The 13,702-nt window shown below is 40.1% G+C and carries 11 protein-coding genes; 3 read left to right on the plus strand and 8 right to left on the minus strand.

From position 1 onward, the window contains the following. Nucleotide 1: 1 nt before the first annotated feature. From ACM0OY_RS25955 to ACM0OY_RS25970, 4 genes are all read right to left on the minus strand, one after another. Entirely contained in the window at nt 2-2,617 is a 2,616-nt protein-coding gene (locus ACM0OY_RS25955; RefSeq protein ID WP_414571696.1) for a PAS domain S-box protein, read from the minus strand. A 531-nt stretch (nt 2,618-3,148) separates the two neighbouring features. Next, the gene (locus ACM0OY_RS25960) at nt 3,149-3,826 is read right to left on the minus strand and encodes a DUF2834 domain-containing protein (protein ID WP_414571697.1); all 678 of its coding nucleotides are present in this window, start codon (nt 3,824-3,826) and stop codon (nt 3,149-3,151) included. Nucleotides 3,827-3,838: 12 nt separating this feature from the next. Next, the gene (gene hrcA / locus ACM0OY_RS25965) at nt 3,839-4,957 is read right to left on the minus strand and encodes a heat-inducible transcriptional repressor HrcA (RefSeq protein ID WP_414571698.1); all 1,119 of its coding nucleotides are present in this window, start codon (nt 4,955-4,957) and stop codon (nt 3,839-3,841) included. A 453-nt stretch (nt 4,958-5,410) separates the two neighbouring features. After that, the gene (locus ACM0OY_RS25970) at nt 5,411-5,770 is read right to left on the minus strand and encodes a rhodanese-like domain-containing protein (RefSeq protein WP_414571699.1); all 360 of its coding nucleotides are present in this window, start codon (nt 5,768-5,770) and stop codon (nt 5,411-5,413) included. Nucleotides 5,771-5,920: 150 nt separating this feature from the next. Between ACM0OY_RS25970 and ACM0OY_RS25975 the strand changes: the two genes are divergently transcribed. From ACM0OY_RS25975 to cysE, 3 genes are all read left to right on the plus strand, one after another. Then, nucleotides 5,921-7,609 (plus strand): DUF3352 domain-containing protein, encoded by a 1,689-nt coding sequence (locus ACM0OY_RS25975; RefSeq protein ID WP_414571700.1) that lies wholly within the window; start codon nt 5,921-5,923, stop codon nt 7,607-7,609. Between the two features lie 243 nt (nt 7,610-7,852). Further along, nucleotides 7,853-8,344, plus strand: coding sequence for a hypothetical protein (locus tag ACM0OY_RS25980; protein WP_414571701.1), 492 nt, complete (start codon nt 7,853-7,855; stop codon nt 8,342-8,344). Between the two features lie 178 nt (nt 8,345-8,522). Further along, nucleotides 8,523-9,290 (plus strand): serine O-acetyltransferase, encoded by a 768-nt coding sequence (gene cysE, locus ACM0OY_RS25985; protein WP_414571702.1) that lies wholly within the window; start codon nt 8,523-8,525, stop codon nt 9,288-9,290. A gap of 117 nt (nt 9,291-9,407) precedes the next feature. Here cysE and ACM0OY_RS25990 read toward each other — a convergent pair whose 3' ends face one another. From ACM0OY_RS25990 to ACM0OY_RS26005, 4 genes are all read right to left on the minus strand, one after another. Further along, nucleotides 9,408-9,992 carry an Npun_F5749 family FMN-dependent PPOX-type flavoprotein gene (locus ACM0OY_RS25990; protein WP_414571703.1) on the minus strand — a complete coding sequence of 195 codons (585 nt, stop codon included), beginning with the start codon at nt 9,990-9,992 and terminating at the stop codon, nt 9,408-9,410. A gap of 188 nt (nt 9,993-10,180) precedes the next feature. Beyond that, on the minus strand, nt 10,181-11,611 hold the full coding sequence (locus ACM0OY_RS25995; RefSeq protein ID WP_414571704.1) for a hypothetical protein: 1,431 nt from the start codon (nt 11,609-11,611) through the stop codon (nt 10,181-10,183). Nucleotides 11,612-12,311: 700 nt separating this feature from the next. Beyond that, on the minus strand, nt 12,312-12,488 hold the full coding sequence (locus ACM0OY_RS26000) for a hypothetical protein (protein ID WP_414571705.1): 177 nt from the start codon (nt 12,486-12,488) through the stop codon (nt 12,312-12,314). A 467-nt stretch (nt 12,489-12,955) separates the two neighbouring features. Then, entirely contained in the window at nt 12,956-13,579 is a 624-nt protein-coding gene (locus ACM0OY_RS26005; protein WP_414571706.1) for an acetoacetate decarboxylase family protein, read from the minus strand. Between the last annotated feature and the right edge of the window lie 123 nt (nt 13,580-13,702).

The following is a 13,702-nucleotide window of genomic DNA, read 5'->3' on the forward strand; positions in this document are numbered from 1 at the left end:
TTTACTTGTGAAATTGAAGCAGTGCTAGAATTTCTTGGTCTTGAAATCCTTTTGCCAGTTGATGTAAATGTTTTGCAAAGTGAATATATTTGCCATCCATTTCTGAAATTAATGCTGCCTGTTTGATGATTCCCTTAAAATTACCTTTCATTACCAATTCATACAGAATTTCTATTTCTGATTGAGGTGGTAAGATGAGTTCAGCATTTTCTTTATTTAGGAGATTTTCAGGATTTTTCTGTTCATAAACCCAGTCTAAATTGAGAAAATGCCGCAATTTTTGAAATAGCGTAATCGCTTGTACGGGTTTGGGCATAAAATCATTGCCTCCTGCTTCTATGCTGCGGTGTTGATCGCTTTCAAACACGCTCGCTGAAGAAACAATAATAATAATTTCTTTATATGTTTCTGACTCGCGAATGCGCTTAATTAACTCAAAACCATCAAGTTTTGGCATCAGCAAGTCAGTAATTACAAGTTCCGGTTGAAATTCCAAAATTTTCTGCCAACCCTCTTCGCCATCATTGGCTTCACATACATCAAATCCAATGGGAGTGAGCAAATTGTTAATTACCGAGCGATTTTCCCATTTATCATCAACAACTAAAATTTTAGGTTTACGGTCTTTAATACCAATAATTTGACCATAATCGTCAGCTTGAGAGGTTTTCACCCACTCATCAGCTTCTGGTAAGTGAACCTCAAACCAGAAAATACTACCAACACCCATATCACTCTGAACTTGAATGGTGCTGCCCATCAATTCTACGATTCTTTGGCTGATTGCCAATCCTAATCCTGTGCCCTCAATCTGTCGTCGGCGATCGCCTGCTTGCTCAAAGGGTTGAAAAATCGCTTGCAGTTTTTCTGCGGGAATGCCAATACCTGAATCACGGACTTCAAAGCGAATTTTTCCTTCAGAAGCATAGCTAATACTAAAGGTGACACTGCCAGCATCGGTAAATTTGATGGCGTTGCTGAGCAGGTTGATTAATACTTGTCGTAGTCGTTTTTCATCGGCACGGATCGCAATGGGTAATTCTAAAGCCAATTGATGACGGAACCCAATGCCTTTAAGTTCTGCACGAATGCGACACATCTCAGCTACACCTTGGAGGAATGCGGGGAAGTGGAAGTCGCTAGTCATAAGTTCCACTTTCTGGGCTTCAATTTTCGACAAATCAAGGATGTCGTTAATTAAGGTGAGCAAATGAGAACCGCACTGGTAAATTACATCAATGCGCGATCGCTCATCTTCATTCAGGTGTTTAGAACGTTGCAGAATTTGAGCATAGCCGAGAATACCATTGAGTGGTGTCCGTAACTCGTGGCTCATGTTGGCAAGGAATTCGCTTTTGGCGTGACTGGCGGCTTCTGCTGCTTCTTTGGCTTGGGCAAGGGCAAATTCAAATAGCTTGCGTTCAGTAATATCTGTGTTAGCACCTACCCACTCTCGAAAACTATTATCTGGATTAAAAAGCGGTACAGCACGGGAGCTGAAGTAGCGATACTCACCGTCATAACGCTGAATCCGAGTCTCAACTTCATAGACACTTCGGTTGGCAACTGCGGCTGACCATGCCTCATTAGTGTGAGCTAGATCTTCTGGATGGATCATATTTATCCAACCCCAACCCAAACTTTCTTCAACTGTTTGTCCTGTGAAAACTCGCCATTGTGCTTGGTCGGTAATAAATGCACCTTTAGCATCAGTAGTCCAAATAATTTGTGATGATGCTTCAAGTAGCGAACGGAATCGTTCTTCGCTTTGCTGGAGTGCTACTTGGGCTTGCTTGCCTTCAGTAATGTCAGTGTTAGTTCCTAGCCACTCTCGGATACTGCCATCTGGTTCTAGGACTGGGACACCTCGAGCGAGTGTGTACCGATACTCACCATCATGCCGTCGCAACCGAAATTCCTGTTCGTATAGGCTGGAAGTCTTAACTGCCTCTTCCCATGACTGGGCTATTAATTGACGATCTTCTGGATGAATTGCATCTAACCATCCCCGGCCTTGATATTCCTCCCAACTTTGACCAGTAAATTCCCGCCAACTAGGATTATCATCAACGACGATGCCATCGGGTGAAAATACCCAAAACAACACAGAGGTAGCGGCGATCAGATAGCGATAGCGTTCTTCACTCTCCTGGAGTGCTAGTTGGGCTTGTTTGCGCTCAGTGATGTTTTCGCTAAAGATCGTGATGCCGCCGATTTCACCGCTTGTCATATACCAAGGCCGAATTGACCATCTCAGCCACTGTAGCGAACCATCTGCCTGTGGGTAAGGATATTCATCACATTGTTTTGTCGCCCCTACTAAACACTCTTGGTGAAAGGACTTCCACTCTGGGGGAATATCAGGAAATATTTCATAGAGCGAGTGCCCAATAATATCATTAGTCTGGCTGTAGTCTTCTAGCCATTTGTGACTCACAGCAAGATAGCGCATTTCTCGATCTAGTATGGCGATCGCAACGGGAGTATATTCAATTAACTGCTGCAAGTGTACTTCGCTCTGATGCAAGTTGATTCCTGCCTGATTGCGATTTGGATTAGTATTCTGTTTTTGCTTGGCAGTGTCCTGGGTGTTTTCCGATGGTAATATCTCGCTCATCTTAAATTTTGGCTGTTGCGGGAATTTAGTATTATTACTCAGGAGTCAGATTCGCCATCTAAGCTCGACTTTATCCACAATTAAGAACTTGGTTCTCTTGATACGGCAAAACCCTAGCTTTTTGGCAAAAAGTTTTTCCATGTCACTGATTCTCAATGCAAACAAAAAAGTCAAACTACCGTCTCATAAAGCTTTCACCGTCAGCTTGAGCGTTCCCAAAAAAGGGATCAAGTGGTAGCTAAGATTTAGTTAGGTATAACCATCAGTGTTAGTACTCCTGTAATATACAGAATTCCCTCCCACTGCAAATAAATAACAAAGATTAAACAAACTTAGAACTGATTCATAAACAAAAGCTTAAGAACAAAGTTTGATCAGTTCTCTTTAGATTTTCTTTACGAATCAGCTCTAATATCAAGTTCGGATAATCACTTATTATTAAAATTTCTGTGCGTCCCCGTGCCCCCTTCCGCGTCAGTCCTAATGATAAGTCTTCACCCGAACATGATATAAATTGGGATTATGAATTGTTTAATTCGGCGCTGGTTGCTCAGTGGGTATAGTCTCTGCACCAATTTCTGGTAGAGACGGACGCACACATAAGTAAATCAATGGGCCGAATAGTGGTATTAAGGCTGTTATCCACAGTAGTTGTGGATTTTTCCAACCACGACGCGCCATATCATCCCCTACTAATGTAGGAAATAATAAGCAAAGTAAACAGAAATCTAGACTCATTACATGGATGAAGCGGTTAGTTTGCCACTGTTGGCTAAAATTTGTCCAATCTGCTCCTGTGAAACCATAGGCAACTAGAATAACGGCAGCTACAGTTAGAACAAAACCAGTTACACGAGAATCTAGCAGCTTGAGCAAAGTATTCTTTTTACCAACAAACTTCTGATTTGGTTCCCTAAGGGCTAAGTAAGGTAATAGTGCAAAAGCACCAACCCCAAAAGAAGCGATGGCAAATAGCCAAGCAGGTATTTTTTGTCCTCTACCATCGATAAACACTACTGCGCTGTAAATGATAGGCCAAACGCCCATGAGATTGAATAGGGCTATTATTAATGAATTGATACCTTGCCATTGACCAATAGAAAGGTTTTTAATCAACTCGAATGTACCGGGTTGTTGAGGAGGGGAGAGAAAAAATGCATAAACAATCAATCCCAACCACAATAACCCAAAGGCAATTTTTCTGATCATAATCTCTGTAATCTAACTGAAAGCTTCTGAAAGGTAATCAGCAGCAGCAGCTACAACAGCGATCGCACTTTCATAATCTAGCCGTGTTGGTCCTAAAACTCCTACGCTTCCTACCGGTATTGAGCCTCGGCGATAGGTAGAAGAAATCAAGCTACAGGTGCGTATCGGTTCTAGGGGATTTTCTGCACCAATGCGAACCGTTACCTTTGACTTACCTAAATCTTCTGGCTCTGGTTCCTCAAATATTAATCGCCATAGTTGGTCTTGTTCTTCTTCCAGCAGGTGGATAATTGTTTGCACTTGCTGTAATTGGGAAAATTCCGGCTGACGCAAAACTTCTGCAACGCCTCGAACCATAATTTGTGTTGCAGTCGGCGCAACAGTGCGGCGAGTCAATTCCGCAACTGAATTTTTGAGAAATTCGCCGTAGCGTTGGAATTCTCGATCTAATTGACTCCAGTCAAGATAGGCTAGTTCTAGCAGACTCCGCCCTCGTAAGTGGCTATTCAAAAAGTTAGAAACAATTTGCAACTCCCGATCTATTACCTCTGATTCCCGTTGTGTTTCCTCTGGTGCTGGCGACAAATCCATCAACTTGGAATGTGTCTCATAACCATCAGTCACTACAATCAGCATGATCTTTCCGGACTCAATTTGCACTAGTTGTAGATGTCGCACTAATGCCGTAGTGGTTTGAGGCATGGTAATCAAGCTAATGCAGCCACTCAAAGTTGCTAAAATTTGTGCAGCTCCTTGGAGTAAAGTTTCTAAACTCCAATCTTCCCAGTGAAGGCGCTTTTGTAATGCCAGCTCTACTTCTTTTACTAAAGTTTCCGTACTACTTCGTGGAAGCAAGCTACCCGTAGCGTCTCGCACAGAGGGTGTAATTAGCTGGTCAACATAAATGCGATATCCTGAGTCTGAAGGTACTCGTCCGGCAGAGGTGTGTGGTTGGTAAAGTAAGCCAGACTTTTCTAAAACACCCATGACATTGCGAATTGTTGCTGAGCTAACACCCAGATCGTACTCTTCGACCAAAGCCTTTGAACCAACAGGCTCTGCCGTAGCAATGTAGTGACGTACTGTCGCCCAAAGTATATGCTGTTGTCGATTTGTCAACTGGACTTCCATAGGGTATGCTTTGCTGAGTGCAAATTTTAATCAAACTTGGAAAAAATTTGAGGATTCAATCCTAAACGAAAGATTATTAAAAATTAATTAATTTAATAGATTATACAATTATATTGTGATAATTAATCTTCACGTTTGCGTATAACATAGTTACAACTCTGCTGCAAACATAATTTTGTTTTTTGCTATAAAGAGCGACTATCTTAATCTACTAGTTCATAGCTTTATAACCGTATTTTTGCACAACTATATATTGTGAACAGTATTATTGAATACGTATTTTTCAGGTGATTGCTGCTATAGTAGGACTTAAAAACTGGACAAATGACTACTTAATGTGTAAGGTCCCAAGCTTCCCCAGGAAACCCGAACATTGATTGACTACTGATTTCACAATAGCAAAAGCCAGATGGAAGAGTAAGTCCCATCTGAAGTAATTCATAAGTTCAAAAGTTAATACTGGGGAATTGAAGGGTCTACTAATTTAGAGTAGGCATCAATACCGCCTGAAATATTTTGCACATTGGTGAATCCTTGAGCAATTAACCACTGACACATCTGGGCAGAACGCATACCGTGGTGACACAGCACAAGGGTTTCAGCTTGGGGATTGAAGAGAGTAGGTACTTGATCTCCCCATTCAGGAAATTCACTCAACGGTAAATTAACAAAGCCCTCAATGCTAGCGATCGCCAATTCTTGTGGTTCTCGTACATCTACTAGTTGAATACTTGTATCACCTGAAGCGAGACGTTGTGCTAGTTCCTCTACACTCATGTGGGCAATAGGTTGACTAAATGAGTTCTCTGTCATGAGATTTTTGTGGACAATTGTAATTTACTTATGTTGACAGAAAATCTCTGCCTTGGCATGAGCATTGATTCTCAAGAAGACGCGTCTCCCTCTCCCGGCGTCCTCTTTCTGCTTAAATGGCTGTGAACTATCTTTTTTAATAGGTTTAATGTGAATAGACAACGCCCATTCATCGGTTTTATCGTAGCTGGTGCGATCGCAGTGTTAGCGATCGCTGGCTTCTACTGGTTTTTCCCTAAAAATCCGGCTAGTCTCATTGCCCCTAGCTCCCAGCCTGGTGCAACAATATTCGTATCGAAACTTGCTCCTGCAATAGTGTCATTACTGACAAATCCTGACAGTTTACAAGCGTTGGAGCGTGAAGGAGAGCTATCTAGGCTCAAAACTAGTTTCTTGGCTAAGAGTGGCATAGATTACCAACAAGATATTAAACCCTGGCTAGGTAATGAAATTACACTGGCTATTACCAACCTAGATATCGATCGCGACCCAGAAAATGGACAGCAACCAGGGTATCTTTTGGCACTCGCAACCCAGCAACCGGAAAAAAGTCGTGAGTTTGTCGAGTTGTTATTTTCCAAAAGAGCCTTAGCTGGGGCAAACTTAAATGTTGAAGAATACAAAGGCGTAAAGCTGATTTCTGACACTCAGGAAGCGATCGCAGAAAATAAAATCCAAAATCCAAAATCCCCAATCCAAAATAATTTAGCCGGTGCTGTAGTTGGCGAAGGTTTTGTGTTGTTTGCTAACGATCCCAAAGTGCTGCGAGAGGCTATCAATAACGTCCAAGCTCCCGATTTGAATTTGACTAGCTCCTCAGAATACCAAAAAGCTACCAAAGAACTACCCAAAGGTAGTATAGCTGTAGCCTTCTTGAATCTTCCCATCGTGGCAAAATGGCAAGGATTAGAATTAGCAGAACAAACATATAACAGCGAAATTATTTCCCTCTTGTTGAAGCCCAAAGGATTGCTAGCAGAAACCGCCTTTGTGACTTCATCAGAAATTGTTTCCCCATCCCCACCACTAACCAAACCTGTAGCAGCATTGCAATATGTTCCAGCATCAGCAGGTTTAGCAATTTCTGGCTCCAATTTGAGTAATTTGGATAACAGTGATGTAGCCAAACTTTGGAAACAAGCAACAGCAACTATATATGGTTCTCAAGAAGATGTGGTTTCTCAGTTCCTAAAACCGTTGGGCGATGCACAAAAACGCTGGGGAATAAATTTGCCAAAGGATATTTTCAGTTGGGTACAGGGAGAATATGCCATAGCATTGTTACCTCAAGAACAAACAACCCCCCATTGGATTTTTGTAGCGGAAAAATCCGACGGTGTAGAACAAGGCGTAGCACGTTTAGACGCGATCGCTTCATCTAATGGACTCACTATCAGTCCTGTGACCATAGACAACCAAAAAATTTCTGCTTGGACAGAGTTAACCACAGCTAGTAAAAAAAACAATGACAAAAACCGAGCATCATTCGCTATTGAGGCAAAAGTCCGGGGAGCGCATACAACCTTAGGAAATTACGAAATTTTCACCTCCGATCTTGAAACAATGGATGAAGTTTTCACAGCCAAGGAAAATTCCTTAATTAATAATCCTAAGTTCCAAGATAGTATTGCTGCGATTCCTCAGTCTAACCAAGGCTATATCTATCTTGACTGGACAAAAAGTCAGGATTTGTTAGAGCGTCAAATCCCAATTCTCAAGTTAGTGGAAGTTTTAGGCAAACCGTTTTTTAATAACCTGCGATCGCTCACAGTTAGTAGTTATGGAACTAACACAGAAGCGCTCAAAGGTGGCATTTTTTTTCAACTAAATAATTCCTAAAATTTTCACACAAACTCAAAGTGCAGAAGGTTAAAAATTCTTTTATTTTCTGCACTTTCTTTAACTTTAGGAATTGTAGATGCTTTTTGGTTCGAGATAATAACTAGCAACTACCTGCGTGCGTTTAAAGACATCACTTGTGGCACATTTAAATGTGGCACATCTCACAGAAAATTCACTGTAATTTATTAACTACAATATGTATATATCACTACTATTTTCAAAGCCTGTTGGAGGGCTACTATGAAATACCGTTGCCCCCGACCTCAGTATTGTGGCGGCTGGCTGTTAGCTATAGTTACTGCCTTAGTAGCTACCCCGGTAATAGCAGAAACAGCAAATTTTGGTACTTTTACGCTGTCAACAAACTCCGATCCAGGACAAAGAAAAGTGGAAGGATTTACAGGTGGTTCTTACTCATTGTCTGCTATTACTAACCGCGATCGCGAACAGAAAGCCTGTATCGGTTTTGCCGATCCAAATCCAGATCACATTATGGTTTTGGAAAATGACTTTTCCCAGTTGACGGTACAGATTGATAGCAATAATAACGATACCACTTTACTCATTCAAGGCCCAGATAAAGCGACGATTCGCTGTGGCGATGACACTGGCAAAAGTAAAGATGCTAGCATTAGCGATCGCAACTGGAAAAAAGGCATCTATCGAATTTGGGTAGGTACATTTAATCCTGGAATGAAGCGAGATTATATTGTGACAGTCGAGCAGCAGTGATGAGGAGTGTGGGGAAATGGGGGAGTGTGGGGAGAAAAGGGGGAAAGATTTCTTTCTATCCTCCCACCCCTCTCACACCTCCCACACCTCTCAATGCCCCATGCCCCATTTTTATCTGCAACACCTGAGACGATAATATGGGATAGTAGCTTGTTGTGCTTTCCGAGGGTACTATCTCGTGCTATCTACTCTGAGTGCTGACTTTCGTATCATATTTGAACGTGACCCGGCTGCCCGTAACTGGTTAGAAGTTTTATTTTGTTACCCTGGTTTGCAAGCCCTGTTATTGCATAGGCTGGCTCACTGGCTTCATCATGTTGGTCTTCCTTTTATCCCCCGCCTGATTTCTCACTTGGCTAGGTTTTTGACTGGAATTGAAATCCACCCAGGTGCAACAATTGGATATGGCGTATTCATTGACCACGGTATGGGTGTAGTAATTGGTGAAACTGCGATCGTAGGAGACTATGCGCTAATTTATCAAGGTGTCACCCTTGGGGGGACTGGTAAACAATGCGGTAAGCGCCATCCTACATTGGGTGAAAATGTTGTAGTCGGTGCGGGAGCGAAAGTCCTGGGAAATATCCAAATTGGCAATAATGTCCGTATTGGCGCTGGGTCAGTTGTCCTCAGGGATGTCCCTTCTGACTGCACTGTGGTAGGAGTACCTGGTCGGATTGTATATCGTTCTGGAGTCAGAGTTGCCCCATTAGAACACAATAATCTACCAGATTCGGAAGCCGAAGTAATTCGCGCTCTAGTAAATCGGATTGAGTTGTTAGAAGAACAAATACAAAATCTTCAGCGCACCCATGCTTCAAATGAAAAAACTCCTGTATTCGCAGGTTCTGTAGCTTCTAAGGAAGCTGACTTATCACAAAATGCTCCTGTGTGTAGCCTTAGAGATAAAGCAATACAGCAATTTCTAGATGGTGCGGGTATTTAAATAAAGTTAGGAGTTAAGAGCAAAGCCGGAGACGCTCCGCCTCTGGTGAGGAGTGAGAAATCAAAATTATAAATGCCAACTTTGCACCTTCCAACTCATAACTCCTAACTGACAAAATTAAGGATTAATTTCTTCACAAAACCATTGTTGATTATCATCGCGGCGATAAAATCTTCTATTTTGTGGTTCGCCACGCAATTCTAAATGGTCTACCTGCATTGGTTCGAGTAAGAGTAGACAAAAATTAGGTACTGGTTGCAGTGGGTCGGGTGGTGGTGGCTCAAAAGCTTGTACTTCTTTGACTCTAGGTTTACCAGGATGAGGCCAAGCAAACTGTAAACGTGCTGCATCACTTAGTTCTTGCCAAATAGAAATGCGTGCAGGCTGTAAATCTTTGTGCGAATCATCATTACCTACCAGAGTCAAAGAGCCAGCGATCCGGAATTGTTCTCGTGTATTGGGAAAGTACCAGCAGGCTTCAGCCCAAGTTTGTTGCTGTATCTGGTCGGCCTTGGCGCTACGGCTATCGGTGATAAATTTTAGCTGGTTCGTTTCTTCTAAAAAGCTGCGAAAGACTAAAGTTCGATTAGCGGGGCGACCGTTGGCCTGTACCGTTGCTAGTTGCAGGTAACGGGCATAAACAAGACTGCGGTTGCGGTGGAGGGCGTGGGCGATCGCACCTCGCCAAGGAGCAAGAGACATACTAATTCGTAATTCGTAATTTTTAAAATTCAGATTCAATCTGAATTTCCAGGTTTGTATCTGTTGCTTTATTTTAGACAATTGATAGAAGACAAAGTAAAGAATTTTGCAATCCTCGATTCTACTAGTTTATCGGGGGAAAACGTCCTACCTGGATTTGTATTGCATTTACAGCGAATCATGTAGTTTTATCGATTAACATATACATGGCGCATTTCAAAACGACTTTGCTCCCAAAGTGGTTGCAAAGCGTGTTTAGCAGCATTTAACTGAGCTTGAGAAAAATTAATTTTTCCGTTTTCTATTATCCAAATAAATGTCCGAGTTATTAAGTCTGCTTTGAAACTATTTTCGTACTTACTATTATTTATTCTTGCTACTTGTTCATCTAAGCAATTCATAGCATGTTTAAAAGTCCAGTGTGTGGAATCACGAGGAATTTCTTCTTGTGTATTCTTCCACTTAACCCTAAGTAAATTTCTCATAATATAATCTATGCCTGTGATTGAACAATCAGTATTCCGTACTAAATCTATAAATGCTTGATAATAAGATTGTAAGAGTGTAGCTGCAATATTTTCTTTATATATATGTAACCAAGATTGGATATTGCGAAGATAAGGTAGTAAATCTTTAATCTCATTAATTTCTTTTATCTGCACGCGTAGCTTGCCGCCGTAGGCATCGCCTTTATAATTTATGATTTCATTTAGTAATTCAGCTTCAGATAATTTAAACTTGTCTAAATAATAACTAATCACTTTGGGAATATATTTTTCTAATAACCACTGCTTAGTATATTTAGCTGTCCAGGTTCCTCTTAGTCCTATGTCTTGCTGCCAATAAGTAACTTTACCTCTTTCAATAGATTGGAAATAAATATCATTTATTTTATATATAATATTAATTTTATTATTAGGTAATAATGATAAATCACTATCAAATCTGGGCAAGATAAATGCATGATCGCGGATTCCTCGACTCACTCGGATTGAGATATCCTCATGATGAAATAAATGCCATTCTGACTTGCCCTTACTATAATCAAATTCATCAGCAAACTGCTGCATTAGTTTCCATAATTTCTGACCTACAGAAAATAGTATAAAACCTCGAATATTTGCAATGTCTACAAACTCAAAATCCCAACTTTCTAGAGTATTTTCAAATTCAATTATTGATTTTTTATATTCTTGGCAAACTTTATCAACACACAAACACAAATTTAATGTTTCTAACTCAGATAAGATAAGAGTTGTTTTACCTAAATTTACTTGAAAATTATTTTGATCTAGCTGTTTCAAAAAACGACGACAACTCCAATCTGGCGGAGTGTTTAACCCAGTCATTAATTGGGTCAAAATCTCTTCATGTTTTAAGCTAATTTTCAGACCTCTTAAAATGATGTTGCTGAAGTCTATTTCGCAATTACCTTCTGTAAAAGCTTTGGGTAAATTACAGGCGATCGCTACTTTTGGTTGCACAACAATTAAACGAGAAGCTTCTCGTTTAATTGAAGGTTGAAAATTACATGTTTCTAAAACTTCTTGTAAATCTGGATAGCGTCTTATAATCTTTTCTATTAAATTATATTTACCGTTTCTCCAAATATTACTCATTTTATAAATTCTTTAATTGACTCTGCAATGGACATTAGATAATCTAGTTAATTGTATAAATTTTTCCACGTTGTTTTATTCTGATAATTAACAATTTATCAAGTAATTTTAGATTATATGGTAATTGTGAATACTTTACTAAAAATCGTCGATATAATCTTTAGCGGGGCAAGTGTGCAAACAAATCACGACTTACGCACAGGTAACGGAAAATTGTAGACGCAAAGCGGCTTCTCGCAGGGTACACAGCCAAAAGTATGAGCGGAGGTTCCCTCGGTAGACGCCCAGAGGGCGGCTTGTCGTGTCGAAAACATCATAACTTTTCAAGACAGAGGGCACAGAGAAATCAGAGTTTTAGAGAGTTTTTGCCTAAGTCCTACAAATATTATTTATTATATCTGCAAGTCTTTTGGACAAGTTACCGAAGATAAATAGGGTAGCACAGTTATCTCTACTACCCTACAGGGCGTTGTATAAATGCAGGATGAATTGAAATTTTTGACTAAGGCTAAAAGTATATTCTTTGCGTCTTTGCGACGCCAGTTGCTTCAAGTCGGCAGAACCGCCCAACGCACTGGCTCACCTTTGCGTGACACACAATTCATCCCATCAATCAGCAACGCCCCCTACAGTAGTTTCTTCTGCAAATTACTGTGTATGCGGAATGCGTAAACGACCAGTGGCCAGTCCAGAGATATCACTATTTACTGACTATCCATTTTGCAACCATACTCTGCCGTTCTTCATGCAATTCTTGTACCCAAGTCATTGTCAGTTTTGGTTGAGTAGGTTTAAAATTCGCAGCTTCAGAAGTATTAGAGGATTCAATTAGCTGCATAGGAAGTTGAGCAACACGAGTATTTTCTAATAATTTCATTTCTTTTTCTCCTAAGTTTAAGTAATAATGCTTTAAGTTTTTGCTCGTATAGTGTTATCATTCAAAATTTTGTTTCTTATGCAAGCTTTTATAAAAAACTTAAAAAATAGTTCAAATTTTAGATTGATACAATAATCGGTTAAATTTTTTGAAGAGATACCAAAAAAGAAATTACTTTAACAAAAAACCCTACTGTTAATTAACAGTAGGGGAAGTTAGTTGATTGTGTCGTTTTCTCAAGCTTGTTAATTGAGTAAATATTTCAATTCTAAAAATTGCTCAATTTGCTAGACAATATAAATTATCCCTTACATTTTAGGATGAATAGCTTTTGTTTGTTATTTTAGTTCTATAGAGAGTTACACAATCAAAATGCAGTATTCCGGATTTTAGCCGAAATATATTAAAAACAACTTTTTCTCAGATATTAGTTTGCTACTGTTCTGAATCTGGAAATAGCTAAATGTCTATTTCATAAGGACTTTTGGTGCATTAACTCGCAAATTCATCTGTTGATGACGCACAGTTAACCAAGGGCGACCTAAACCTATTTCAGAAAAAGGACTTGTAGCAGGGATTTTTAACTGAGAACCAATCAAGCCCAACAAAGACTTAAATTCAGCGGAGAATATCAGCAAATCAGTACCCTTGGTGCTGAAAGCAGACGCGCTTAATTGCATAGGCCATCCCCAGCTTTGTTGATTATAGTTAAAACTACATAGCTTCTGGTTTCCTTGATGCACAGTAGCATATTCTTGTTCCAGGGTAAACTCAGCTAGTTCCTTCGGTAGTCCCCAAATTTCTCGACCACCAGCTACAGAATCGCCATTATCTACATAAATGTGCGAAATCCAAGCGCCGATTTTCCTTTGGTAATGAACCAAAGCCGGGACAATAATTAACTCATTGTACTCCAATACCGAGCCTGGCTTGTAATTAGATAAATACACGCTACCGAGGGTTTTACCAGGCCACACAGAAATAATTTCTAATTCTGAGGGAATTAAAGGGCGCACTCGGTCAATATTCACCAAATGCAGAGTTTGGATGGCGTAGCCTTGAAGTGTCCAAGGTGCTTGAGGATAAAGCATAATATCAATTCAAAATTCAAAATTCAAAATTCAAAATTAAGAAATTTAATTTAGATGATGCTTGAGTTTGGGGGCTTTGTATCTGTTTCTTGATGAGAGGATAATTAGCATCATAAAGTTAGG

Origin of the sequence: Nostoc sp. CCY 9925 (genome assembly GCF_963920935.1) — a bacterium.
Classification (GTDB): Bacteria; Cyanobacteriota; Cyanobacteriia; order Cyanobacteriales; family Nostocaceae; genus Nostoc.